Origin of the sequence: Tsuneonella suprasediminis (genome assembly GCF_003605755.1) — a bacterium.
GTDB lineage: Bacteria > Pseudomonadota > Alphaproteobacteria > Sphingomonadales > Sphingomonadaceae > Tsuneonella > Tsuneonella suprasediminis.
On record NZ_RAHJ01000008.1, the window covers coordinates 1 to 23500 of the forward strand.

Genomic DNA, 23500 nt, shown 5'->3' on the forward strand with positions numbered 1-23500 from the left:
TGAGAACGGCGGTGCAAAATTAGACCACGGTAGCGGCGGCGAAGTGCTGCTGCGGGCGGCGTAAAAGTCGTCCACTTTTTCCCTTTTCGCGATGCTGGCGAGGAGGGATGAGGGATTTACACCGTGGAACTTTACCTGAAGGTTCGTCTTGCCTGCGCGGGCGGCATGAGCGCCCGGGCGGCAGCGAAGCATTTCAACATATCGCGCGACACGGTCCGCAAGATGCTGTCGTATTCCGAGCCGCCCGGTTACCGTCGCAGCGCCCCGGTGCGGCGACCGAAGCTGGAAGCGTTCATACCGATCATCGACGGCTGGCTGGATGGGGACCGGTCGGTCCCGCGCAAGCAGCGCCATACGGCGAAGCGTGTGTTCGATCGCCTTCGCGAAGAGCATGGCTTCACCGGAGGCTACACGATCATCAAGGATTACATCCGGGATCGGGATCAGCGCAGCCGGGAGATGTTCGTGCCGCTGGCACACGCACCCGGCCATGGGCAGGCAGATTTTGGAGAAGCTCTGGTCGAGATCGGCGGGGTGGAGCAGAAGGCGCACTTCTTCGTGCTCGATCTGCCGCACAGCGACGCCTGCTACGTACGCGCCTATCCGGCTGCCGTTGCCGAGGCCTGGATGGACGGCCATGTCCACGCCTTTGCGTTCTTCGGCGCGGTGCCGCTGTCGATCGTCTACGACAACGACCGCTGCCTGGTCTCGAAGATCCTGCCTGACGGGACGCGGCTGCGCGCGAGGCTGTTCAGCGCCTTCCTGTCGCACTACCTGATCCGTGATCGTTACGGCCGCCCCGGCAAGGGTAACGATAAGGGCGGCGTTGAAGGCCTTGTCGGCTATTGCCGGCGCAACTTCATGGTGCCGATCCCCCGGTTCCCGACATGGGAGGCGTTCAACCTGTGGCTCGAGGAGCAATGCCGCAAACGGCAGAACGACCGGCTGCGGGGCGAGAGTGAGACGATTGGCGAGAGGCTGCGGCGCGATCTGGCGGCGATGCAGGAACTGCCGGCTTCCCCCTTCGAGGCCTGTGACCAGACCAGCGGCCAGGTCTCATCGCAGGCGCTGGTGCGTTACCGGACCAACGATTACTCGGTGCCGGTGCGCTTCGGCCACCAGGAGGTGTGGATCAGGGGCTATGTCGACGAGGTGGTGATCGGTTGCCGGGGCGAGATCATTGCCCGCCATGTGCGCAGCTACGAGCGCGAGGATGTGATCTTCGATCCGATCCATTACCTTCCCCTGATCGAACAGAAGATCAATGCCCTCGATCAGGCCGCACCATTGCAGGGCTGGGACCTGCCCGAGGTATTTACAACGCTGCGCCGGCTGATGGAGACGCGCATGGGCAAGCATGGCCGGCGCGAATATGTGCAGGTACTGCGCCTGCTGGAGAGCTTCGCTCTGGCCGATCTGCATGGCGCGGTGAAGCAGGCCCTTGATATGGGCGCGATCGGCTTCGATGCGGTGAAGCATCTCCTGTTATGCCGGGTGGAGCGCCGCCCGCCCCGACTGGACATGGCGATCTATCCCTACCTGCCCAGGGCCAGAGTGGAGACAACATCGGCGCGCTCGTACATGCGGCTGTTGACCGGCGGAGCAGCGGCATGAGCAGCCAAGCTCCCGAACTGCTGCTCGCCAGCCACCTCAAGACGCTCAAGCTGCCAACCTTCCTGCGCGAGCATGACAAGCTGGCCCGGCAATGCGCAGCAGAGGGCGTAGATCATGTCCGCTACCTTGCTCGGCTTGTCGAACTGGAACTGATCGACCGGGAACGCCGGATGGTCGAGCGCCGGATCAAGGCCGCGCGGTTCCCGGCCGCCAAGAGCCTCGACAGCTTCGACTTTGCCGCCATTCCGAAGCTCAACAAGATGCAGGTGCTCGAACTGGCGCGTTGTGACTGGATTACCCGTCGCGAGAACGTCATCGCCCTTGGCCCGTCGGGGACCGGCAAGACCCATGTCGCGATCGGTCTTGGCCTGGCGGCCTGCCAGAAGGGCCTGACGGTCGGGTTCATCACTGCTTCCGCGCTGGTCAGCGAGATGATGGAGGCACGCGACGAACGCCGCCTACTGCGCTTACACAAGCAGATGACCGGCTATAAGCTTCTCATCATCGATGAGCTGGGGTTCGTGCCCCTCTCCAAAACCGGCGCGGAACTGCTGTTCGAGCTGATCTCACAGCGCTACGAACGCGGCTCGACGCTGATCACCAGCAACCTGCCGTTCGACGAATGGACCGAGACGTTCGGTTCCGAGCGCCTGACAGGCGCGCTCCTCGACCGGCTCACCCACCACGTCAGCATCCTCGAGATGAACGGCGAGAGCTATCGCCTGGCCCAGAGCCAGGCACGCAAAGCACGTCCCAACCCCTGACAGAAACGGCAATCCGGGTGTTGGCGACCCCCGCTCGGGCTACGCCCTCCCGGCGCTCGCCAACACCCGGATCAAGTGGCCTGGTTTTGCTCCGCCCAATGGACGACTTTTACGCCGCCGTTGACAGTGATGTCGCTTCATCGGGATATCAATCGCTTGTTCGACGACATGTTTCGCGGGTTTTCCATGCCGTCGCTGCCGTCCATCGGACGCAGCCTTGGCTGGCCGCGGCTCGAATTGTCGGAAAACGACAAGGAAATCCGGGTCACGGCCGAGTTGCCGGGCATGGAAGAAAAGGACATCGAAATCAGCCTGGACGATCACCAACTGGTGATTTGGGGCGAAAAGAAGTCCGAAACCAGCGACGAGGAACGCGGCTATTCGGAACGCAGCTATGGCCGCTTCGAACGTCGCATCGGCCTGCCTTCGCAGATCGACGAGGACAAGGTCGAGGCGGCCTTCCGTAATGGTGTTCTGACCGTTACGGTTCCGCGTACCGCAGAAGCGGCAAAGGGACGCAAGACGATCCCGATCAACGCCGGTTAATGGCAGCCGTGAGGGCCGGTCCTACCAGTGGACCAGCCCTTCTTCTTGCATCAGCTTCCCGGTTCGAGTTCGAGCCTGGCTGTTCGCTCTTCGCCGCCGCGCATCAGCGTAAGTTCGACGCTTTGTCCGACCCGAAAATCGTCAAGCCGGGCGAGCAGATCGCCGACCCTGGAAACGGGTTTGCCGTTCAGAGCGGTAACGATGTCCCCTGGAGCGACCCCGCGCCTTGTGCGCTGGGCAGCAACCAGACCGGCGCGCTCCGCAGATGACCCGGGATCGACCCGCAGGACGAAAACGCCCTCGATCCCCGAGGCGCGCTTGAGCCGGTCGTTTATATCGTCATCGCTTTCAACGCCAAGGCTGGGCCGCGTATAGCGCCCCTCGGAAATGAGCTGCGGCACAACGCGCATGACCGTATCGACCGGTACGGCAAAGCCGATCCCGGCCGATGCCCCGGAAGGACTATAGATCGCTGTATTGATCCCGATCAGTCGGCCCGCGGAATCGAGCAGCGGACCACCCGAATTACCGGGATTTATGGCGGCATCGGTCTGGATGAGGTGCCGAATGTCGGGACCATTCTCATTCGGCAGCGAACGATCCAGCGCCGAAACGATGCCCTTGGTCAGGGTCCAGTCCAGTCCGAACGGGTTTCCGATTGCGAAAACATTCTGTCCGACCTGCAGGTCGCTGCTTGTCCCGATTGGCACCCGCGCGGGCGCAGTGAAGCCCGCACCGCCTATTTTCAGGACAGCAAGATCGTGCTGTGGGCTAACACCGACCAGCGTGGCGGAAAACTGGCGACCGTCGGCAAGCTGGATTTGCGCTTCGGAGGCGCCTTCGATGACATGGAAATTTGTGACAATATGGCCGGCCTCGTCCCATACGAGACCCGAGCCCGATCCGCGCGGCACGCTATAGACATTGCGTGTCCAGAAATCGGCGACCCGCTGCCGTGTGGAAATGAACACGACTGAATCGCGCGCATTGCGAAACAGGTCGATAGTGGCGCGTTCATCCGCGCCAAGATCGCCCCGCGCAGTGACGACGCGTGGTTCGGCAACCGGGGCGGATTGGTTGATCAAGAGGGCTGCGGAGGCGGCAAGAAGAAGGACGTTCATGATGATAAGGAGTTGGAAGTAGGTTCTTGACTTCGATACCTTGAGGTTAGGGGATCTATCCATGGAGGAAACTTACGTGTTCGGCAGCTCATATCAACTGTGGTGTGAGGCAAAGGGTCGCTCGTGATGATGGATTTTTTGCCAAACCCTTCTTATACAGCGCTCACGACAAGCGCGAGTTTATCCCGTCTTGGATCTCAGCGCCGGTCCACCATCCCCAACCGCGCGAGCGTTGCAAGGCTTGTGAGGAATTCGATGAAGCCATCCAGCTATTACGACTGGATCGTCGATCTTATGAAAGAACTGGTGCGTTGCTAGGTTCGCCTACGCCCAGATGCAAATCAGTTTATCGTCCGCTATTCTGAACACAATGAGAGCAATGAACCAGTCGTAACTCCCGTCGAAAAGTCGTGGATTGCATGTGCTGGGCGGCGATAGGGAATGTACCGGCAACCAAGGCACAACTCGTCCTGACTTGATGTTGCTGAATAAGGAATGGTCCGACCAGAGTCATAAGAGAGGGAAGGGGGCTTGCTTCTGATTGAGCCGAATGAGCGTCGAAAGTCGGTGCTTGGGCTCGCAATCAGGAGTATGTCCCATGATCAAGTCGATCCCGCTAACCAAGCTGATCCAGTCCCCTCGCAATGTGCGCCGTCACGGTGACCCAGCCGCGGATTCCGAACTGAAAGCGAGCATTGCAGCCCATGGGTTGTTGCAGAACCTCATCGTTCGGCCTGCGGCTCGTGGCAAATTCGAGGTCGAAGCCGGAGAGCGCCGTCGTTGCGCCTTGCTGGCGCTTGCCGAAGAGAAAGTCCTGCCAAAGGGCTACGAGGTTACCTGCCTTGTGCTTGAGGACGATGTGGAAATCGCAGTCGAAACAAGCCTGGCCGAAAACTTCCATCGCCTTGCGATGAACCCGGCCGACGAAGCGCAGGCGTTCGCTGCCCTCATTGATGCTGGTGCCTCGACGGAAGATGTCGCGCGCCGCTTCGGGCTGACGGTCCGCTTTGTCGAAGGCCGTCTGCGTCTCGCGACCCTCGCGCCTGTCGTCTTCGATGCTCTGGCATCCGGCGAAATCACTCTCGATCTCGCCAAAGCTTTCGGCGCGACCTCCGACCAGGAAATTCAGGCTCGCGTCTATGAACAGGCGTCTTCGGGCTATTATGCACCCAGCGCCGACAGTATCCGGCGCATGGTGCTCTCCGGCACGGTTCGCGGCAGCGATGCTCGGGCCCGTCTTGTCGGTCGCGAAGCCTATATCGCGGCAGGTGGCCGGATCGAACGCGAACTCTTCGACGACGATGACAGCGAGTCCTGGGTCGATGTCGCGCTTCTGGAAACCCTCGCCTCGGAGGAGATGGAAAGGCGTGCCAAGGCGCTCGCAGCAGAGCAGGGTCTTGCCTGGGTCAAGCCGACGCTTGACGCCTATGCCAGTCACGATCTCGTCGAAGGCCTCATACGCCTTCCGGCCGAGCCGGCTCCGTTGACTGACGCCGAACTGGCCCGCCTTGACGAACTCGATGCTTCCTACGACGAGCATGCGGCCATTCTCGAGGACGAAGACAGCGCCGAAGAAGCAATTGCTGCGGCTGAGGCGACGATCGAAGCGATCGAACGCGAATGCCAGGACATTCGGGCAAAGCCCCCGGAGCTGGCGCCCGAACTGAAGGCCGATGCCGGAATGATCCTCGTTCTCTCGCGCGACGGCACACCGGTCCTCCAGCCGGTTTTCTACGGCGAGCGCGATATCGAAGTCGTTGGTGACGACGATGTCGTCGAAGTCGTGGCGAGTGTCTTCAGTGATGGCAAACGCCGTGCAGCGCTTTCCAAGCGTCTGGTCGACGAACTTGCGATGCAACGTCGTGACGTGCTCGCGCTCCACGTGGCATCGGATCCCGGCCTTTCGCTCGACATCATGGTCTTCACCCTCGCGGATGCCGACACCCACGACTGGCGGTCACGCGCGGCCACGACCCTGCGTGGCGGCGTCCCTGCGGGTCCGATTGTCGGGTTCGAAGCGAAGGATGCGCCGGCAAGTGCATCCCTTGCTGACCTGCGCTCTTGTCTCGATGAGAGCTGGCGATCTGGCGAAGACGCTTCGTCGCGCTTCAAGATGTTTCGGACACTCTCTGATGAAAGTCGCGCAGCATGGCTCGGCTTTGTCGTCGCTCGCACACTCGAGGCGAGCCTCAACATGCCAGGCGAACGCCAAATCGCATTCCAGGATCATCTGGGCAGCGCGATCGGCATCGATATGGCGCAATGGTGGCGTCCGACCGCGGCAAACTACTTCGACCGAGTCTCGAAGCAGGTCATCCTCGATGCGCTCACCGATGTCGGCGGCCTGGAACTGTCCTCGCGCTTCGCATCGGTGAAAAAGGGCGATCTCGCGATGAGCGCCGAGCGCGTCTTCGCGGGGACCTACATCACCGAGGTCGAAGTTCGGGAAAGAGCCCTCGCCTGGGTACCCGAAGTCATGCGTTTTGCCGACCAGCCGGAAATTCCTGCCGATAACGAAGCGCAAAGTCCCGACGCGGATTTCGTCGCCAACGACGACAATCAGCCCCCGAGCGAGCTGGCCGCCTGACCTCCTCCTGACAGGAACGGCTGCTCGCCAACGTGAAGCGGTCCTCCGGCACATGCCGGGGGGCCGCTTCCTTCATGGAAAGAGAGCGGAGGGGGCTCCGGGATCTCCGGCACTGACCGACGGAACTGTCGTCAGGCCATTTCAGGAGATCCAACATGGCCTATCGCAAGGGACAAAGCGGCGGAGTGTCGCCTGCTACCCGTATCACCCAGGAAATCATCGCCCGCCTCGAGTCCGGCACGAAACCGTGGATCAAGCCATGGCGCGGTGTGCCAGTCTCGCGCCCATTGCGGGCGTGCGGCATCCCTTATCGCGGCATGAATGTATTCTGGCTCTGGATGGTTGCCGACATGTGCGGTTACGCCTCGCCGTTCTGGATGACCTACAATCAGGCCAAAGAACTGGGCGCACAGGTGCGCAAGGGTGAAAAATCCACCATCGCCATCTTCTACAAGAGCTACACCAAGGAAGTCGAAGCCCCCCACACCGGCGAAAAAACCGACGAAAGTCGTCGTGTGTTGAAGGCCTATCCGGTTTTCAATGCCGATCAGGTCGAAGGTCTTCCGGAACGTTTCCATCCCGCCGCGACGCTTGAGGTGGTGGAGCCCGAGGGCCGTCAGGCTGAACTCGACTCATTCTTTGCCAGTATTCCGGCCGTCCTGCGTCATCAGGGCGACGAAGCCTATTATGAACCAGTGGCTGACCGGGTGACAATGCCGCCCTTGCATCTCTTCTCAGGCTTCGACCACTATTACGCGACGCTCGCGCACGAGCTATCGCATTGGACCGGTCATGCCAGCCGCCTCGACCGTAATCTCAAGAATCGATTTGGTTCTGCAGCTTACGCTGCTGAGGAACTCATTGCCGAACTTTCGAGCGCCATGCTCGGCGCTGAACTCGGTCTGCCAGTCACACACTTGGATAGCCATGCGAGTTATATCGAGCATTGGCTCAAGCTCCTGAAGCAGGATGACCGTGCCATTCTCACCGCTGCCGCGAAGGCTGAGGAAGCATCAAGGCTTCTGCTCAAACTCGGGGGACGGACCTCTGCCGATGATATTGACGAAGCGTCTGCCGACGCTGCGCTGGCCGCTTGAAGGAGGGCATCATGGGCCGATCGGTCAGCTATCCCAGCGGGGCCATTGTCGCCTTCACCGTGCTCGAAGTCGAAAACGACGACGACTGGGACTTCGAATATGAATGGCTCCGCGAGGATCTGCGCGAGCGCGCAGGGCAGGCTTTCCCTTCCCTGATCGCGCACGACGGTTGGCGAGGCCGCGAAGACAGTATCCTCATGCGCAATGCCTATGCGGATTTCGGCGTGTCGGTTTACGCCGGCCTGGTTGCGGTGTGGATCGTCGAGCGTGACGATGGCGCCTATTGGGATGCCGATTGGCGCACGGCCAGATCGCCCAGAGCACAACGCTGGCTGTCCCAGATCGCCTCGCGCTTTGAAGCGTTGTTCGGCGACTACGTCTGCCTCGGTCACATGTCGAACGGTGAGGGCGTCTACGCAAAACGGGTGGCCTGAATGCGCCGCTCACTGGTGAGCGTACACATGCACCTGTCCTGACTGACGAAGCCCGCATGTGCACTCATGGTCTGAAGCCATGCGAGAGAGGCCCTGGGCCAGCCGCCAGTCTTCCGCAACCCGGCTTGCGCAGGCCCGTGTTGGCCCGGCCCTGTGGGCCGTTGGCCTGCCCGCGCCAGCCTTCCCAAGCGGGTTTCCCCTGTCGGGTGCGGAGACTGCCTCAAGCTGGCCCTGACGGACTCTCGCTGGCGCAGCCATGAGCGGGTGCGTCAGCCTCACACCAGTCAGGAGGACAATACCCATGCACTCATCATTTTCTGACCAACTTGCCGGCCTCGATCTTTCCGGTTTTTCGATTGGTCCTGCCCCGGTTTCCACCAATGATTTTCCGCTCCACGATGCGGTCGTCCAGACTCTCGAAGCGGTCTGGTCCGATCTATTTGCGATGGTCGCTGGGACTGCGCTGGAGGCTGATGCCGAGGACCTCGGCTGGGCGTTCGTCAACATCTTCCACCGTTCCGCGACGCGCAAATCGACCGCAGTCGACCGCGCAACCGACGAAGTCCGAGCGCTTGTCGCCACTGCCGATGGATCCGAAATTCACACCCATGAACTCGAGACCCAGGTTGAGCGTGCGCAGTGTGCCGAAGGGGCCATGATCGCTCTCGAAGAGATGCGCGAAGTGGCCGCTGCCCTCTATCTCAACGAATTCGGCTCCTCGTGGAAGCCCGTGTCGAGTTCGCGCTTCAATCACAGCGCCATGCTGACTTCCGCGCTTGTCGAGGGGCGCGAGTTCGTCCGAGCCCGGTCCGAAGCCAAGCGCCGCGCCGCCATGCCAGAAGGTACGCCGGTGATATTTGCCGGTGGCCGCACACGCCATCCAAACGAGCAGGACGCTCTCACTTTCGCCAACAACGTCTGGGCTACTCTGGACAAGGTTCACGACCGGGTTCCTGACATGGTTCTTGTCCACGGCGGTGATACCAAGGGCGTTGACCGTCTGGCATCTTCATGGGCGGAACGACGCAACATTCCGCAAATCAGCTTCTCCCTCGACATGCGCCTGGGGGCACGCGCAGGCTTCAAGCGCAACGAGCGTATGCTCTCGCTTGACCCCCGTTATGTCGTCGCCTTTCCCGGAAGCGGGGTCCTGGAGCGCCTCGTCATCGAAGCGAAATCCCGTCGGATTACCGTCGTCGATCGCCGCGGTCCGCTTGGAACTTCTCCCAAGCGCGCGGCTCGGGATACCGACTGATGCGTCCGGCATCGCGCCAGCGCCATCGGCGCTGGCGCAGCCCGTCAGAGGAAAGAGATCGCCTGATATCGTGGGCAAGACGATCGGTTCTTGCCCGCACATTGCAGGAGAAATCTCATGACTGATTTTCAGGCAATCATGGCGGACTTTATTGTCCGCCAAGCCGAACGCGCGGCGCAGGCACAAAGTGAAATCCAACGGCTCAAGGCAGCTATCATTGCCCCGCTGCGGAATGCCGAAATTGCCCGCGTAGAAATCCGTTTCGATGGGTGCGGCGACAGCGGTGCGGTCGAAGAATGCGTCTTCTCTAACGCCGGTGGGGCGAGTGTTCCGTGTCCCGAAGTGACGATCGACTGTGCTGGAGAAGGCGACGACCAAAGCCTCAATTCCGCCCTCGAGCAACTGACTTACCTTGCTCTCGAACGCCATCATCCCGGATGGGAAATCAATGATGGTGCTTGCGGCGAACTGGTCATCGAAGTGGCTACGCCGAGTTTCGTTCTGGACTGCCAGCTGCGTTACACGGCGACCGACGACCATTCGACTGATCTCTAGGAGAGGTGCGATGGCGCATTGCTATTATCACGCCCTATCGTCGGTCCGGAAATGGGGAGGGGTGGTGGAAGATTACCTGCCGCTCCACCAATGGTTAGACCAGTCGAAGGCGATCTTTGCTGATCCGCGGCACCGGGCCCTTCGGCACCATGCCGAAGGAATTTTCATGCTCGAAACGCTGTTCGGGCCTACCATCGTCAACGCCGACAGCCGTGTTGTGCCCGTTCGCCTTGTAGGCGAGCAGCACGTCCGCGAGGACTTGGGTACGATTCCTTCCTTTGCGGATTGGGAGCGCCTAATCACGCCCCAAGACTGGATGTTGCGGGGGCACCGTCTGGACGAGCCTATGCCGCTTGGCACTGTGGAGACTGCTGCTGGCGGTGCGTTTTCAGGGGGTCTTTCGTCCGCTTCGGGAGGAGCGTCCGTAGTCGAGATATGATGTCGCCTTTGAAGGCAGGCGAGGTCAGGGGGTGCGTCGCATCCCGATAGTACGAAAAGTCATGGCTTGGCCTGTGCAAGGCACTCGGGACCAACCCGGCCTGTAAGCAAACCTTTCCTGAAGCATCCCCGTCGAGACGCGCAACCCCGATCAGGTCCGGCCGAGTTGCCGGGCTGCGCCCGGCTGCCCGCACCACCCGAACCAGATCGAGGTTTCCCTTCGGTGCGCTTCGCCGTGGCCGCTTCCTAGTCGGGTTTGCAGCCGGGATGGACCCGGAATGCTCGATCAGGAGAAAGACCATGACCAATCTCGTTATCCTCGTTGGACGCATCGCCCGCGATCCCGAAACTCGCACCACGCAGGGCGGAACCAGCATTACCTCGATTTCGGTCGTCACCGACCGTCCCGCACGCAAGGACGGCAAGACCTACAAGGACGAAAACGGCTACACCGCCAAGGACAGCGAATTCCACCGCGTGACCTGCTTCAACGGTCTCGGCCAGAACGTCGCCAAGTACTGCACCAAGGGCCAGCTCGTGACGGTTGAAGGGCGCATCCACTATACGCAGTGGGAAGACCAGGACGGCACCAAGCGTTACGGCTGCGAGATCATCGCCGACAAGGTGGACTTCCTCACCAAGGGCCGGGCGTCGAACAACGAGGGTGCGCCCGACATCGATGAGGACTGAGTGCCTCCCGCAAACAACAAGGCTCCGATGGTTCGCGCCATCGGGGCCTTTTTTGTGCTCGCAGGCGTGAACGGCGGGGCGGGGCAACAAGCCCACACCCCGCCGCGGTTTAAGGGTCAGGCGGGGGAGAGCCTTTTGAGAGCATCGTCGATCCCGATGGTGAGCGATGCGCGGATGAGCAGCTTCAGTTGCGCAGGTTCGATAGTCTCGGCTCCGCATTCGAGAAGAACCTTGCCCAGTTCGCCTGCCGCTTCCTCGCGGAGCCTGGCCTCCTGTGCATCGAGTTCTTCGCGCTGCTCGCGCAGCTTCTTGAGCGCATTACGCGCGCTCGGTTTGGACCTGGCCATGAGATTGTCCTTTCGCTGGCCGTTGGTCCCCTCCACGCGCGACAGTGCCAGCATGGGGCCATGTAGGAAAACGGTTTTTGCCGCGATGTCAGTGCTTTTCACGCTGACGTTGGAGAGGTCTCTCTCGCAGAAAGACCAAGTGTGATGCGGGCTTTGGGGCCGCGTCAAGGACGACGGGGCCCCACCATTTTTACCGGGCAAGCCCGGCAAAAATCGTTTCCCCCATCGCCGCTTCGCGGCCGCGCTATGCGCGGTCCCTGACCCGGCCCGTCACCCACATCCTCGCAGCTCCTGATGCGACGCATCGAACATCAGGAGGAAAGATCATGTACGCTTCACTGAATATCGCGCAGGGTTCATTCCAGGCAGATCAGGCAGCTTTCGTTGCCGCACTCGACAAGGCTCATGCCCGGTCCCTTCACAGCTACTTCACCCAATATGTCCTGACCGATGGTGAGGCTGGTTACATCGCGGTCGATGAGGGCGATTACGGCGCACTGCCCAAGGCCATGCTGGACCGGGTCATCGACACTGTGCCCGGAAAGCTGAGCGATGAATTCTGATGCCACACATAAGGAGGAAGTCCGTCAGGGCTTCCTCCTTTCTTTTTGCTCGGGTCCCGTATTGTCGCTCCCGTAGGTATCGCGCGAGCATTCCCTGCAGCATCAGTCCTCGGCGTCCGACGCATCGAATATCTCGAGCCGATCGGGCATGTCGAGTACCTTCATTGCCGCTGCTGAAATGGCTTCTGCTTTCGTCGGAAAGGCTTCCGCCGAACTGATCGATACGCCGTCGGAATAGGTCACGGTTGCCTGGAAACCATTGCCTTTGGGTGTCGCGCTCAGTGTTACGTCCGCCATAGCCATGCTCCCGGTGGGATGCCCGCGACCCCATTCTTCCTGCCGGCGGACTCGATCGATCTTTAACACAATCGGCAATCGAACGGCATCGTCTTCATCCCTTGGTCTTGGGATTTCAAAACCGCCGATCCCGTGCAGGTCATGACACTGGGATCTACCCTCTAAGCTGGGGACGGAAGAGCACACCCTACGCGACAAATCGCAGGCGGTAGGCAGTAAAAAAGATAGTATAGACAGTGTGTTGAATGATTTTGGCAAAAATGGCTGCTTCTCAATCAGAAATGAATAGTCGCTAATTCGCCAATCGGATTCGATTGAATGCAGCCAGGAATGGCGCATTCCTGCGCATTACGAGTGTTCTTGACATGTTCTCGTTTCTGATTTAGACAGTACACGCCTTTCGCAGTGCGTTCCGGGCTCCTGACCACAAGGAGTCCGTGCATGACACGGCCAAAATCTCTCCAGGTACATGTCACCGTCGAGCTCGCTGAGCGGGTTCGTGCTGCAGCAAAGCGGCGCGATATCAGCGTCAGCGAATGGATCCGGTCGCTGCTTTCGCAGGCATGCGAAAATGACGATCTTGCATCGAAGCTCGAAACATCGGTCGACCGCATCAGCCGTCAATCAGTGTTCACGATGGTCGGCGTCGATGCCCTTCTCGCAGGGCATGCCGATCACAGTCTGCGTGAGCGAGCCCATCAGGCCTACGCGCGCAAATGCAAGGAACTGGGGCTCACCGCAAACGCCAGCGAGGGAGGTTCCGATGAAGCGTAACCTCGTCAACTTCACGCGCGGAAGTCAGCTGCTCGGACACTTCAGCTTCATGTTTGCAGCAGGTCTCAAGGGGCCGCTGATCATCGCCGCCATCGGCATTTCCTGGACTAGCTGGTGGACCATTTCGGCAGGGCTGAGCGATCACGAAGCCTACCTCGTCTGGATGCGAATTTATGCTGCCATCTACGGCTTCATGGAGTTCGATCCGGCGAAACAGGTCGCACTCGAAACGGGGTTTGGAGGAACCGTCCAGCTCCCCATCATCATGCTCGATGCCTATCCGCCGGTGATCAATGCCTGGGATCATTTGCTCGACTTGCTGGGCGATGCTTTGGTGCGTTCGGCCTTGCTTCTCGTGCCGGCCTTCGTGCTGTTCTACTGGTTCGCAGCGCGCTTCGGCAGCCGTTCGAAAGAGCGCAAACATGAGCGCGGGGCCATGCTCGTTACACTACCCGAACTGGTCGATGAACTGCGCGGGCACAACCAGCGCGAGCGCGCCCGTGAGCTCTCGAGCTCTATGGGTTGGAAATGGCATCTGTGTTCGCCCAGGGAACTGTCTGCGGCATTTCCATACCGGCCCTCGCATCTTGCGACGGTTGTCTATCCCTGGCGGCTTGAACAGAGTCACGCCATGCTCATCGGGACCACCGGCATGGGCAAGACAGTCGCCATGTCGGACATGATTGCCGAAGCCCGCGCCAAGGGACAGCGCTGCGTCGTGTTCGACCTCACCGGCGCTTTCATCGAACACTTCTACCAGGCCGACCGGGACATCATTCTGAACCCGCTAGACGCGCGCTGTCCGCAATGGAGCCTCTTCGACGAATGCCGAACCGAAGGTGAATTCTGGGCGGCAGCGGAAGCCCTCGTACCCCATGACGGGGGCGGGGAGGCGCAGTTCTGGGTTATCGCGGCGCGTGCCCTATTCGTCGAGTTCTGCCTCAAACTGGTGGCTGAAGGACGGGGCACCAATGCTGCGCTTGCCCGCGAACTGATGACCGCTGATCTCTCGCGGGTCCACGCAATGATGCGAGGCACGATCGCTGATCCCCTGACCGCTCCTGAAGCCGCGCGCATGGCGGAATCGATCCGGGCAGTGTTCAACGTGAACGCCAAGGCGCTGAAGCTCCTGCCCACTTCCGGGCGCCGCTTTTCGGTCCGCGACTGGATCGAGGAGGGCGCCCATGAAGACGAGGGCGCTAACGCCAAAAGAAGTGGCTCTATGGTCTTCATCTCGGCGCGCTACGTCGACATGAGCGTGTGCGCGCAGCTGCTCACGCTGTGGCTCGATACGGCGATGAATACGCTGATGACGATGCCGCGCACCAAGGACCTCAAATGCTGGTTCTTCATCGACGAGCTGGGCGCGCTTCACCGGCTCCCCGCTCTCGAGAAAGGCCTGCAGACAGCGCGCAATTTCGGCGGCGCAATCGTCACCGGCATCCATGCTTACGCCAAGCTCAAGGAGGTCTACGGTGAGAACATGGCGATGACGCTTGCATCGCTTGCCCGGACCAAATTGATCCTCGGTACGGCAGACCGCGAGACAGCTACCTGGTGTTCCGACTTCATCGGCCATCGCCAGGTTCGCGACATGGAAGAGGGCTACACCTATGGCTACAACAATGCTCGCGACGCCGTCAGCCTGACGCCGCGCAAGCATATCGAGCCTTTGCTGCTGCCCGACCAATTGATGAACCTGCCGCGCCTGTCAGGCTTCATCAAATTCCCGGATGGCTTTCCTGCAGCGCCGGTCCGTCTGAAGCCGATAGACCGGGAAAGAATCGCGCATGTTTTCGTCGGTCGGGCCAAGGATCGAGAGCCAATCCCGAAAGCCGAAGGCGAAACTGGGGGCGGCCAGACGTCTGCTTATCCGCCAACAAACCAGAGCGAACATCCTTCGTCGAACGATGACGGGGCAGGCAAGCCTGTCGTCCCAAAGCAAGGTACTCTTCCGCTTGAGCCGGTAGTTGAGGCGGATGCCAAGCGATCACGCCAGCAGGCGGCGACACGGGCAGAAAAGGACATTCCCGACGACCTCAGGAAGCCGTCAGGTAAGTCCGGTCATCCGCGAAAATCGTCGCCCGAAGAGCGCGCGGCAACGCCGCGCAATTCCCGTCCGCTGCTGCCGACGAATGCGGTGCTCCGCAAAGGCGATCATCCCGATGAGAAGGATCCATCGAATAGCAGGAAGGAGGGACGCCGAAGCGACTTGCCGCGTGCCAATCCGCCCTCGGATAAGCCGCAAGCCGTCGATCGGACAGCCCAGCGCCAGCGAGACGCAGAAGCCCGCAAGCTCATGCTCGAAGACGGCGTTCCCGAGCAGGATCAACCATCGCAGGAGGGGCCCGATCTCGGCGATTTTGAACTGTGACGCACGAGGCAGATGCCGCCTGGCGGAGTGAGACCTGATGCTCTCTGTAGCCAATGTCCGTACCGCCAGCGGCGCTGCCAACTACTTTGCCGCCGACAATTACTATACCCGCGCCGATGCCGAGAGATCTGGCCAGTGGCTTGGCAAAGGCGCGGAGACGCTGGGCCTGCGAGGCGTTATCGAAGCCTCGCAGTTCGAGGCCGTGCTCAAGGGCATGCTGCCCGACGGAAGCCGTGTCGGGAGCGATAACAGGGCGCATCGCGCCGGTACCGACCTCACATTTTCGATGCCCAAGAGTTGGTCCATCCTTGCCCTCGTCGGCGGCGACAGACGTATCCTCGATGCCTACGGCGCGGCCGTCCGCGAGACGCTGGCCTGGGCCGAGAAAAATCTCGCCGAAACCCGCATGGATGTCCGAGGCAAGGAACGGGTGGTCGCGACGCGCAATCTCGTGATCGGACTTTTCCAGCACGATACAAACCGTAATCAGGAGCCCAACGCGCACTTTCACGCCGTGGTTGCCAATGTCACCCGGGGACCCGATGGCAAGTGGCGAGCACTGAGGAATGACAAACTCTGGGAGCACAACACGCTGCTCAATTCCATGAACATGGCGCGTTTCCGCTTGGCCGTAGAAAAGCTCGGCTACCAGGTTGGCGAATTCGGCAAGCATGGCAATTTCGAAGCGGTGGGCGTCCCAAAACCCGTTCGTGACGCCTTCAGTTCGCGCCGCGCCGAGATTCTCGAGGCATACTCGACCATGGAGGCAAAAGGTCCGGCCGCATTGGATGCAGCCACATTGATGACCCGCGCGGATAAGGGACCAGTGGCGGACCGCCAGGCTCTCGTGAACCAATGGCGCGAGGCAGCGGCACAGTTGGGCTTTGATCCGAGGCTTGTCATTTCACAGGCCAATGCACGGGCCGCCACCGACATTGGCTCCGTCTCCGGAATTGGAAATTCAGTACGATCGATCGGCCAGCGCGCGCGCCTTTTGGCTGCGACCTTTGCGGAGCATCTGGGGCTACGTCAGGGCGACCCGCTTGTGCCTCGCGACATGGGGCGCCGGACGCCCGAGCAGATCGCGGCCGTTCATGCGGTCGCATCGGCGATCAGGCACTTGGGCGAGCGCGAGGCGGCCTTCTCGCGGACCGAGATATATCGCTCAGCGCTAGGCTTCGCCTTGCCCACAACTCTTGCCGATATCGAACACCGCGTCGACCAATTGCTGCACCAGGGCCACCTGCAGAAAGGCAAGGGTGCAGATCGCAATCTTGTCACAACCCGCGATGCGATCGGGCTCGAGCAGCGCATCATCGCCGCCGTCGAGCACGGACGCGGGCATGGAACTGCCGTGGTCGCAGCTGATGTGGCCGGAGGGCGGCTACAGGCGCTCTCTCAGCTCAAATATGGCCTGACCTTGAACCCTGGCCAGGAAGGGGCAGGGCGCCTGCTTCTCGCCTCGCACAACCGGATTGTCGCCATTCAGGGTGTGGCGGGTGCCGGCAAGAGTACCGTCCTCAAACCTGTGGCGGACATCTTGCGCGAGGAAGGCAGGTCCGTGCTCGGGCTCGCAGTCCAAAACACGCTCGTGCAGATGCTTGAACGTGACACCGGCATTCCCTCGATGACGGTCGCGCGCTTTCTACGCCAACATCAGGGCCTTCTGGAAGGAGCAGACCAGGCGAGGCTTGCCGAAGCTCGCGCGTCTCTCCGCGGTACCATGGTGCTACTCGACGAAGCCTCGATGGTCGGCAATGCCGACAAGGAAAAGCTGGTGCGCCTCGCCAATCTGCTTCAGCTCGACCGCTTCGCCAGCATAGGGGACAGGAAGCAATTGGGCGCTGTCGATGCGGGCAAACCCTTCGACGTCATGCAGAAGGCAGGCGTCGAAACCGCCACCATGAACACCAATCTCCGGGCCCGCGATAAGTCGTTGCGCGACGCTCAATATGCAGCGCAGGGCGGAAATATCGACGAGGCCTTGCGACATCTTGGCCCGCATGTTGTCGCGTCGGGCAATACAGCTGCCGTTGACGCCGCGGCGGCCTGGCTATCGCTTTCGCCTGCAGAGCGGGAGGTGACCGCCATATATGCGTCGGGTCGCAACTTGCGCGGACAGGTGAATGACGCCGTCCAGACTGGGCTCAAGGCCAATGGAGAATTGGGATCGGGTTCCTTGGGTCTCACTGTGCTGTCGCGCGTCAATCTGACGCGTGAGGAAATGCGCTATGCGCGCAGCTATGCGGCCGGCATGGTACTCGAAGTCGACCGCCGGCAAAGGGGGCAGGGGCTGCAGAAGGGCCGCTATGATGTGATCGAAACCGATCCGACCCGCGAACGCGTGATGCTGCAGAACGAGCGGGGCAAGCGCTTTGAATTCCGGCCGGGCCAGATGCGACCGCAGGGTGAGCAGGATCCCCTGCGCCTGTTTGAGGTTCGCCCACTCGAAATCCACGATGGTGATCGCATTCGCTGGACGGCGACCGATCACAAGCGCGGCCTGCTCAACGCCGATCAGGCGCGCATCGTGGCGGTTGATCCGAACGGTGTCACAGTGAAAACCTCGCTTGGCGCCGAACACCTGCTTGGTCTGGGCGACCCCATGCTCAAGCGTCTTGATCTCGCCTACGCGCTCAATGCGCACATGGCACAGGGTCTGACCTCCGACCGCGGGATCGCCGTCATGGATAGCCGCGAACGCAATCTTGCCAACCAGCAGACATTTCTCGTGACGATAACCCGCCTGCGCGATGGTCTGACCCTGTTTGTCGACAATGCGGGCAAGCTCGAAGCAGCTGTTGAGCGCAATCCAGGAATGAAGCGCTCGGCACTCGAAACGGTCAATCAGCTGCGGGATGCGGCAGCAATGGGCCAGGCGAAGGGCAAGGCGCCTGATCGTTCGCAAGAACCGGCCCGCGAGCCGCCCGAACTCGATCGCTCGCTCACCAAGCCCTTCGAAATCGGGATCTGACGTAGCTGCGATCCGAATGGGTCCATATGGCGCCGGTTGACTATGAGTTCTGTTTTTGTTCTCATTCCAAACATGTCCCGAATCGCCGATGAAATCCTGTTCACGCATATCGAAGTCGCGCTTGCAGTTGCGTCCGAAGCAACGCTTGTCGGGCTCGGCGCTGACGACCCGCGAACCCAGCGCAATGCTCGTCTCGATCTCGCGCGCCACCTGGTTGAACGCATGCAGGGTTTGGAGATCGAAGGCGAGGGGAATGCCAGCAGGAGCTCGCAGCCCACTCTCTTTCCAGGCGATCTCTCGCCGATGGGCTGACCAGCATTGAGATGTGGCTGAGGTAATATTGGCTTATTGCAGGCGCGTCGGGCGATCCTTCCCCATCAGCTCTGCAACGCGTTTGGCGATGGCTTTCCAAGTGGCGATGCCCGCCTCGTCCTCAATCAGTGCGAGCGCGCCGATCTGTTCGGCGACATGAAGCGGTGCATTCTCACCATGGGTTTTCAGGACCTGGTTGGCACAAGCCCAGAGTTCCCAATCGCTCAGCATCAGCCGAGACGTCCAACAAGGCCGAGGAAGAACGCGATCAAACCGTAGCCCACGACACCGCACGCCAAGAGAAGTTCGATATTGAATTTGGAGCGAGGAGGGCGGGGTTGCCCTGCTGGCCAGATATGATCGCAGATGAACTCGTTGAACCCGGCGCGGCGTCCGGAGACTTCCACTTCGCATCCGAGCAACCGGCGTGCTCCACGCCCGGTGTCGAGCTCCCACACCCCGCCGCCCGAATGGAGTTCAAGTCCGAAGGGGCCTTCGGCAAGACGGCCTGTCAGACAGAGTTCCGGGCCTAGCGGCATGCGGGCCCTTTCCAGTAGCGATCCCAACGCAGCACTGTGCGTGTCTGGATCATCGCGCAGGAGAGATCGGCTCCGTTCGGCAGTCGGCACCAGGCAGCCGTCCGGTTGCCGCCTGCCGAACCTTCCGACCGGCATGTCAATCTCGGTCCACGAACTACGACATGCCCTGTCGAGATGGTCCCGCGAGGGCCGCCAAGAAGATCGACAAGAGCGTTACGCGCTTCGATTGCCGACGCGTCGGGGCAGGGCTGGTTGGTTCGGCATGTTCCGTCCATTTCGCGTGCGGCGATCCCTGCAATGCGGACATGGGGGCCTTCGGCGCACCATATAGGCCCGTCGCCATCCCAGACATGCGTGGGTGTGCAGGTAAAGGTCTGGCCAGCAGCGACGATCGAGGCAGCGAGGAGGGCAAGCATTGGCGAGCTACCTAGCGAAGCGCGCGGCCGAACCAAAGCACGCGGCCGACAATATTGATCGTCCGCTTCTCCAGTCCGCGCCAACTGGGATAGGCCGGATTGTCGCTGAGCACCGAGACCCGCTTGCCTTGCGGCTCGATTGCGACCCGCTTGACGCTGAGCATGTCGTCCATGCGCAGCACATAGATCCCGTCGCGCAGCCGCGACTGCCCATCGTTGAGATCGACCATGACTTCATCGCCGTCATGCAGCGTTGGCTCCATCGAATCCCCGTGCACGGCGATGATCGAAAGGCTCGTCGCCTTGCTTGCGGTCAGACGGCGCAGCCACTTCTCGTCGAACCCGAACTGGGCGCATTTGGATTCCATTTCGGCCAAAGCGCCGTGCCCTGCCGAGGCCTCGACATCGAGAACCGGGACATGGACCAGTTCGACGACCGGGCCGGATCGCCGTTCGGGAGCGCCGAGGATCTTCTCGTCTACTCCGAAGAAGCGGGCGAGCACGGAGCGGTCCTGCTCGTCCAACTGCCGGGGACTGCCGCGGCGAATGTATTGCTGGATGTAGGCCGCGTTGCGTCCGAGAAGGCGGGAGATCGACGAGTAATTACATCCTCGTTGCTGGATCAGATCGTCCAGGGCTTTACGTGCATCTTCCATCGCTGCGGGTCCTATCGCATCCGTCTAGGAAATTCGATCCTAGACTCTAGGAAGCCTTCCTAATAAGAACATAACAAGAACACAAGCGGAAAGCGAGTCGAAGGCGATGGAGCTCCTGGACCAGATTGAGGGCTATTTGGCGCGAAGCGGTACGAAGGCCAGCATGTTTGGTAGGCTGGCCGTTGGGGACCCCCGGTTTGTTCAGGATCTTCGCGAAGGGCGCCGGCCGAGGCGCAAAACGCAGGAGCGGGTGAGGCAATTTCTGGCGGAAAGGGGCTGAGCTCCTACTGTCTGCTCTCGCCAACAAAACGGTCGTTGATCTGCCCAGATTGCACTGTTCGGAACCGTCAATCATTCAGGAGTTACGGACAATGGCAACGGAGCCGATTGCCATCCGGCTGACCTCGGGCGTCACGACAGCATCGTCAGACTGAGTAACGATTGAGGCGCACACGTACTTCGGCTGCCGGCAATCGGCAGCGCGGATGCGTCGAGATCGTCTTCAGCCCTGCATGCAACTGCGTATAGCCAAGCACTTCATGTTCCTCGAAGCGGTCGCATAGCCAGAGCAGGCCATGCGTTTCAACTCCGCTATCGGCCGCAAGGCGCCTCAGAGCACCATCGCCGGTCAGCAGTGCCCAACGCCGCTGCTCGGCAATCGCAAAGGCAAAGGTGTCGGGCGCGGATAGAACTGTGCGCTCCCGGCGTACGGCAATGGCACGCGTTAGTTCGGCAGGGTCAAGTTCTTGGATAATCAGACCGAGTGCAACCAATCGATCGCCTAGCTCCCCTCGCAGTTCGCGGTGAAACAGCAGATCGGGAACCGCGAATGCATAGGGCAGGCGAAAGAGGTCTTCGAGAAACCCGCCTCGTTCCAGATCGATAATCACAGAAGTATCCGAAACGAGGACGGGCAAAGGCTACACCATGTTCTGATCCAGTCGCGCATCGAGCTCGCGCACGGAAATGCCGAGCAGTTCCGCTGCCCGAGCCTCTCCAATTACTTGCTCTGCCAATGCTCTATAGCACAGCCGTTCGAACCGGCGAGGCTCCTCTTCTTCAGGTTCCATCCGCGCTGGCTCCTCATAAGGCGGCGAGCGCCAGCCCCGTTCGGCGAATATGCGGAACAGTTTTCCCAGCGACGCCTGGCTCAAGATGCCCACGTCCTTGCAGCGATAAGCCAGCGCCTGGATGCTCACGCCAAATCGTTCCTTGAGCGCAACCAGTTCGCCAATGCTGATTGACGATCGATGAGCGCCGACCTCTGAACGCAGCACATCGGCAGGCATCAGAAAGGCACCGGCAAAGCGATGCGCTGCCTTCTCTTCGTCGACACCGCCTTCGGGTGCCAGAACCATATGGCCAAGTTCATGTGCAAGATTGAATCTCTTGCGCTCGGACCACGAACTCTTTTTGATGACGATCACTCGTGAGGCAGCCCGGTCTTTGCGTCTAACCTTGGCGGCCAGCCCGTCGATCTCGTCGAGATCGAGCGACATCACCTTTATCCCGCGCTCTTCCAGCAGTTCCGACAGTTTGGGAATGGGATCATTGCCCAGCCCCCAGTCCTCGCGCACCGAGCGCGCCGCGTCTTCCGCATCCCGCAAATCTGCAACCGGATGCGGCGCGCTGCGCGGCTGCTCCCAATCGACGCTGCGCAGGTTGAGCATGTCCTCAACTGCCAGATAGCGTTCGAGCATATGGATCGTGCGCGCTTCGAGCTGGGCTTCCTCGCGCGCCGAAGCGATCGCCTTCTTGCGAAAGTCGACCCCTTCGAGCTCGAGTTCCTCTGCGCTCAGCAGATAATCGACCGACACGCCCAATGCATCGGCAAGCGCAATCAGCACACCCGAACCCGGCATGGCCTCGTCGCGCTCATATTTGCCGATGGCCTGGGCGGACACGCGGTTGTCGATCGCCTCAGCGAGCCCGCGCAGCGACAGGCCGGCGGCCGAGCGCGCCACCTTGAGCTTGCGTCCTATCATATCGACCTCCTGCGATGCAGTTTACAAACTGCCATATAGAAATATTTTTGTAAACCGAAACCCCTTGAAATGGTTTAATGCCATCCTAAATGTGCGATTATGAGGCCCAAGATATCGGGTTTGTAAACCGAAGCGCGATGAAACGCCCCGCAGCCGGGACCCGATACCGGCGCAACCGGCGAGCCAGCGCGCGAATGTTCAGGGAGTGCCCAAGATGGCATTGAGCAATACCGCGCTGCGCTATTACGACTGCAATGTGCTTCGCCTGCCGGCGGACAAGCGCAAGGAATATCACGAGCAGGTCGACCGTCTGGTCACGGAATTGTGCAAGTCGTTGCGCAACCGGACCGAGGTCAAGATCACCAAGGTCGTCAAGGCCGGTTCCTTCGCCAAATACACCATCCTGCGCAAGACTTCGGTCGACCCGGTTGATGTCGATGTCGTGGTCTATATCGCCGACATGGATGCGGACCAGGAAACTCTGCAAAGCCTCAACGACACGATCTACGAACTGCTGATCAAGCAATATCCGACCAAGTCGGTTGAAGACTTCGAAATCCAGCGCAAGGCCGCAACCGTCACCTTCGCTGGCACCGGCCTCAGCGTCGACATCGTGCCGGTGATCGAAGATCCCGACCGGCCCGGCTATGGCTGGCAGTTCGACCTTCAAACCGGCGATCCGGTCGAGACCTGCGCACCTGGCCAGATCAAGTTCGTGCGCGACCGCAAGGATGTGGACGGCGACTTTCGCACGCTCGTGCGCATGGCCAAGAAATGGCGCAACCACCATGGCATCACAAAGCTCAAATCCTTCACCATCGAACTGATCATGGCCCATGTGCTCGATACGCAGGGCACTGGCGGCAGCATCGACCAGCGCTTCCGCAATTTCCTGCTCTATATCGCCCAGTCGGGTCTCCTGGACGAGATCAGCTTTCCTGAAAACACCCTCCCGCTCGGCGAGTTCAACGACCCGGTGGTGATCCTCGATCCGGTGTCCAGCCAGAATAATGTGGCCAGCCGCCTGTCCGAGCAGGAACGGCGCGACATCGTCGCGGCCGCGAACGAGGCTTGGGAAACTGCCAGCTTCGCCTCTGCGGAAAACGACAATGAGGTCTGGAAAGAGATTTTCGGCCCGCGCTTCAAGACGGAGGACTGAGCC

Annotated in this window: 25 protein-coding genes; 16 read left to right on the forward strand and 9 right to left on the reverse strand. The window is 60.8% G+C overall.

Features of this window, described 5'->3' with window-relative positions:
• Positions 1-123 precede the first annotated feature (123 nt).
• From istA to D6858_RS02240, 3 genes are all read left to right on the forward strand, one after another.
• The gene (gene istA / locus D6858_RS02230) at positions 124-1614 is read left to right on the forward strand and encodes an IS21 family transposase (protein WP_081261070.1); all 1491 of its coding nucleotides are present in this window, start codon (positions 124-126) and stop codon (positions 1612-1614) included.
• Complete coding sequence (gene istB / locus D6858_RS02235; RefSeq protein WP_048578302.1) at positions 1611-2378, forward strand: IS21-like element helper ATPase IstB; 768 nt, start codon at positions 1611-1613, stop codon at positions 2376-2378. Before istA ends, istB begins: the two co-directional genes overlap by 4 nt.
• A gap of 129 nt (positions 2379-2507) precedes the next feature.
• Positions 2508-2924 (forward strand): Hsp20/alpha crystallin family protein, encoded by a 417-nt coding sequence (locus D6858_RS02240; protein WP_120106813.1) that lies wholly within the window; start codon positions 2508-2510, stop codon positions 2922-2924.
• Between the two features lie 50 nt (positions 2925-2974).
• Here the strand turns inward: D6858_RS02240 and D6858_RS02245 are convergent, their stop codons facing one another.
• The gene (locus D6858_RS02245; protein WP_240623652.1) at positions 2975-4045 is read right to left on the reverse strand and encodes a S1C family serine protease; all 1071 of its coding nucleotides are present in this window, start codon (positions 4043-4045) and stop codon (positions 2975-2977) included.
• A gap of 598 nt (positions 4046-4643) precedes the next feature.
• Here D6858_RS02245 and D6858_RS02250 point away from each other — a divergent pair.
• The 7 genes from D6858_RS02250 to D6858_RS02280 all read left to right on the forward strand — a co-directional run bounded on the left by D6858_RS02250 (position 4644) and on the right by D6858_RS02280 (position 11101).
• Positions 4644-6632 (forward strand): ParB/RepB/Spo0J family partition protein, encoded by a 1989-nt coding sequence (locus D6858_RS02250; protein ID WP_120106817.1) that lies wholly within the window; start codon positions 4644-4646, stop codon positions 6630-6632.
• Positions 6633-6787: 155 nt separating this feature from the next.
• On the forward strand, positions 6788-7729 hold the full coding sequence (locus tag D6858_RS02255; protein ID WP_120106819.1) for an ArdC family protein: 942 nt from the start codon (positions 6788-6790) through the stop codon (positions 7727-7729).
• An 11-nt stretch (positions 7730-7740) separates the two neighbouring features.
• Positions 7741-8163, forward strand: a complete 423-nt coding sequence (locus D6858_RS02260; protein WP_067738065.1) for a hypothetical protein — start codon at positions 7741-7743, stop codon at positions 8161-8163.
• A 301-nt stretch (positions 8164-8464) separates the two neighbouring features.
• Positions 8465-9418, forward strand: coding sequence for a DUF2493 domain-containing protein (locus D6858_RS02265; RefSeq protein ID WP_120106821.1), 954 nt, complete (start codon positions 8465-8467; stop codon positions 9416-9418).
• Positions 9419-9535: 117 nt separating this feature from the next.
• Positions 9536-9973 (forward strand): DUF6878 family protein, encoded by a 438-nt coding sequence (locus D6858_RS02270; RefSeq protein ID WP_120106823.1) that lies wholly within the window; start codon positions 9536-9538, stop codon positions 9971-9973.
• 10 nt (positions 9974-9983) lie between these two features.
• Positions 9984-10412, forward strand: a complete 429-nt coding sequence (locus tag D6858_RS02275) for a DUF6915 family protein (protein ID WP_120106825.1) — start codon at positions 9984-9986, stop codon at positions 10410-10412.
• Between the two features lie 299 nt (positions 10413-10711).
• Positions 10712-11101: a single-stranded DNA-binding protein gene (locus D6858_RS02280; protein WP_054529553.1), complete on the forward strand. Its 390-nt coding sequence runs from the start codon at positions 10712-10714 to the stop codon at positions 11099-11101.
• A 116-nt stretch (positions 11102-11217) separates the two neighbouring features.
• Here D6858_RS02280 and D6858_RS02285 read toward each other — a convergent pair whose 3' ends face one another.
• Positions 11218-11448, reverse strand: a complete 231-nt coding sequence (locus tag D6858_RS02285) for a DUF6437 family protein (protein ID WP_067738072.1) — start codon at positions 11446-11448, stop codon at positions 11218-11220.
• A 326-nt stretch (positions 11449-11774) separates the two neighbouring features.
• On the opposite strand from D6858_RS02285, the gene D6858_RS02290 reads away from it, so the two are divergent.
• Positions 11775-12011, forward strand: a complete 237-nt coding sequence (locus D6858_RS02290; RefSeq protein WP_013832744.1) for a hypothetical protein — start codon at positions 11775-11777, stop codon at positions 12009-12011.
• 102 nt (positions 12012-12113) lie between these two features.
• Here the strand turns inward: D6858_RS02290 and D6858_RS02295 are convergent, their stop codons facing one another.
• Entirely contained in the window at positions 12114-12308 is a 195-nt protein-coding gene (locus tag D6858_RS02295; RefSeq protein WP_120106920.1) for a dsRNA-binding motif domain-containing protein, read from the reverse strand.
• Between the two features lie 441 nt (positions 12309-12749).
• Here D6858_RS02295 and D6858_RS02300 point away from each other — a divergent pair, with 441 nt between their 5' ends.
• The 4 genes from D6858_RS02300 (at position 12750) to D6858_RS02315 (ending at position 18742) form a co-directional block, all read left to right on the forward strand.
• A complete protein-coding gene (locus tag D6858_RS02300; RefSeq protein ID WP_062912945.1) occupies positions 12750-13082 on the forward strand; it encodes a ribbon-helix-helix protein, CopG family in 333 nt (110 codons plus the stop codon).
• Entirely contained in the window at positions 13072-15456 is a 2385-nt protein-coding gene (locus D6858_RS02305; RefSeq protein WP_120106827.1) for a type IV secretion system DNA-binding domain-containing protein, read from the forward strand. The genes D6858_RS02300 and D6858_RS02305 overlap by 11 nt, the downstream gene beginning before the upstream one ends.
• A gap of 37 nt (positions 15457-15493) precedes the next feature.
• Positions 15494-18430, forward strand: coding sequence for a MobF family relaxase (gene mobF / locus D6858_RS02310; RefSeq protein WP_120106829.1), 2937 nt, complete (start codon positions 15494-15496; stop codon positions 18428-18430).
• 72 nt (positions 18431-18502) lie between these two features.
• Positions 18503-18742, forward strand: coding sequence for a hypothetical protein (locus D6858_RS02315; RefSeq protein WP_120106832.1), 240 nt, complete (start codon positions 18503-18505; stop codon positions 18740-18742).
• A gap of 33 nt (positions 18743-18775) precedes the next feature.
• Here D6858_RS02315 and D6858_RS02320 read toward each other — a convergent pair whose 3' ends face one another.
• The 6 genes from D6858_RS02320 to D6858_RS02345 all read right to left on the reverse strand — a co-directional run bounded on the left by D6858_RS02320 (position 18776) and on the right by D6858_RS02345 (position 22338).
• Entirely contained in the window at positions 18776-18973 is a 198-nt protein-coding gene (locus tag D6858_RS02320) for a DUF6961 family protein (protein WP_120106834.1), read from the reverse strand.
• Complete coding sequence (locus tag D6858_RS02325; RefSeq protein WP_120106836.1) at positions 18973-19281, reverse strand: DUF5818 domain-containing protein; 309 nt, start codon at positions 19279-19281, stop codon at positions 18973-18975. Before D6858_RS02325 ends, D6858_RS02320 begins: the two co-directional genes overlap by 1 nt.
• Positions 19272-19697: a thermonuclease family protein gene (locus D6858_RS16030; RefSeq protein WP_120106838.1), complete on the reverse strand. Its 426-nt coding sequence runs from the start codon at positions 19695-19697 to the stop codon at positions 19272-19274. The genes D6858_RS02325 and D6858_RS16030 overlap by 10 nt, the downstream gene beginning before the upstream one ends.
• A gap of 11 nt (positions 19698-19708) precedes the next feature.
• Positions 19709-20353, reverse strand: a complete 645-nt coding sequence (locus D6858_RS02335; protein WP_007011047.1) for a S24 family peptidase — start codon at positions 20351-20353, stop codon at positions 19709-19711.
• A gap of 425 nt (positions 20354-20778) precedes the next feature.
• Positions 20779-21270, reverse strand: coding sequence for a PIN domain-containing protein (locus tag D6858_RS02340; protein WP_120106840.1), 492 nt, complete (start codon positions 21268-21270; stop codon positions 20779-20781).
• 3 nt (positions 21271-21273) lie between these two features.
• Complete coding sequence (locus D6858_RS02345; protein ID WP_120106842.1) at positions 21274-22338, reverse strand: helix-turn-helix domain-containing protein; 1065 nt, start codon at positions 22336-22338, stop codon at positions 21274-21276.
• A 214-nt stretch (positions 22339-22552) separates the two neighbouring features.
• Here D6858_RS02345 and D6858_RS02350 point away from each other — a divergent pair, with 214 nt between their 5' ends.
• Entirely contained in the window at positions 22553-23497 is a 945-nt protein-coding gene (locus tag D6858_RS02350; RefSeq protein WP_120106844.1) for a CBASS oligonucleotide cyclase, read from the forward strand.
• The last annotated feature ends 3 nt before the right edge of the window (positions 23498-23500 follow it).

What these genes read in the sequence shown, in the direction of transcription:
- istB (WP_048578302.1), top strand. Translation starts at nt 1,611, where the DNA reads ATGAGCAGCCAAGCTCCCGAACTGCTGCTCGCCAGCCACCTCAAGACG.
- D6858_RS02240 (WP_120106813.1), top strand. Translation starts at nt 2,508, where the DNA reads ATGTCGCTTCATCGGGATATCAATCGCTTGTTCGACGACATGTTTCGC.
- D6858_RS02245 (WP_240623652.1), bottom strand. Translation starts at nt 4,045, where the DNA reads ATGAACGTCCTTCTTCTTGCCGCCTCCGCAGCCCTCTTGATCAACCAA.
- D6858_RS02250 (WP_120106817.1), top strand. Translation starts at nt 4,644, where the DNA reads ATGATCAAGTCGATCCCGCTAACCAAGCTGATCCAGTCCCCTCGCAAT.
- D6858_RS02255 (WP_120106819.1), top strand. Translation starts at nt 6,788, where the DNA reads ATGGCCTATCGCAAGGGACAAAGCGGCGGAGTGTCGCCTGCTACCCGT.
- D6858_RS02260 (WP_067738065.1), top strand. Translation starts at nt 7,741, where the DNA reads ATGGGCCGATCGGTCAGCTATCCCAGCGGGGCCATTGTCGCCTTCACC.
- D6858_RS02265 (WP_120106821.1), top strand. Translation starts at nt 8,465, where the DNA reads ATGCACTCATCATTTTCTGACCAACTTGCCGGCCTCGATCTTTCCGGT.
- D6858_RS02270 (WP_120106823.1), top strand. Translation starts at nt 9,536, where the DNA reads ATGACTGATTTTCAGGCAATCATGGCGGACTTTATTGTCCGCCAAGCC.
- D6858_RS02275 (WP_120106825.1), top strand. Translation starts at nt 9,984, where the DNA reads ATGGCGCATTGCTATTATCACGCCCTATCGTCGGTCCGGAAATGGGGA.
- D6858_RS02280 (WP_054529553.1), top strand. Translation starts at nt 10,712, where the DNA reads ATGACCAATCTCGTTATCCTCGTTGGACGCATCGCCCGCGATCCCGAA.
- D6858_RS02285 (WP_067738072.1), bottom strand. Translation starts at nt 11,448, where the DNA reads ATGGCCAGGTCCAAACCGAGCGCGCGTAATGCGCTCAAGAAGCTGCGC.
- D6858_RS02290 (WP_013832744.1), top strand. Translation starts at nt 11,775, where the DNA reads ATGTACGCTTCACTGAATATCGCGCAGGGTTCATTCCAGGCAGATCAG.
- D6858_RS02295 (WP_120106920.1), bottom strand. Translation starts at nt 12,308, where the DNA reads ATGGCGGACGTAACACTGAGCGCGACACCCAAAGGCAATGGTTTCCAG.
- D6858_RS02300 (WP_062912945.1), top strand. Translation starts at nt 12,750, where the DNA reads ATGACACGGCCAAAATCTCTCCAGGTACATGTCACCGTCGAGCTCGCT.
- D6858_RS02305 (WP_120106827.1), top strand. Translation starts at nt 13,072, where the DNA reads ATGAAGCGTAACCTCGTCAACTTCACGCGCGGAAGTCAGCTGCTCGGA.
- mobF (WP_120106829.1), top strand. Translation starts at nt 15,494, where the DNA reads ATGCTCTCTGTAGCCAATGTCCGTACCGCCAGCGGCGCTGCCAACTAC.
- D6858_RS02315 (WP_120106832.1), top strand. Translation starts at nt 18,503, where the DNA reads ATGTCCCGAATCGCCGATGAAATCCTGTTCACGCATATCGAAGTCGCG.
- D6858_RS02320 (WP_120106834.1), bottom strand. Translation starts at nt 18,973, where the DNA reads ATGCTGAGCGATTGGGAACTCTGGGCTTGTGCCAACCAGGTCCTGAAA.
- D6858_RS02325 (WP_120106836.1), bottom strand. Translation starts at nt 19,281, where the DNA reads ATGCCGCTAGGCCCGGAACTCTGTCTGACAGGCCGTCTTGCCGAAGGC.
- D6858_RS16030 (WP_120106838.1), bottom strand. Translation starts at nt 19,697, where the DNA reads ATGCTTGCCCTCCTCGCTGCCTCGATCGTCGCTGCTGGCCAGACCTTT.
- D6858_RS02335 (WP_007011047.1), bottom strand. Translation starts at nt 20,353, where the DNA reads ATGGAAGATGCACGTAAAGCCCTGGACGATCTGATCCAGCAACGAGGA.
- D6858_RS02345 (WP_120106842.1), bottom strand. Translation starts at nt 22,338, where the DNA reads ATGATAGGACGCAAGCTCAAGGTGGCGCGCTCGGCCGCCGGCCTGTCG.
- D6858_RS02350 (WP_120106844.1), top strand. Translation starts at nt 22,553, where the DNA reads ATGGCATTGAGCAATACCGCGCTGCGCTATTACGACTGCAATGTGCTT.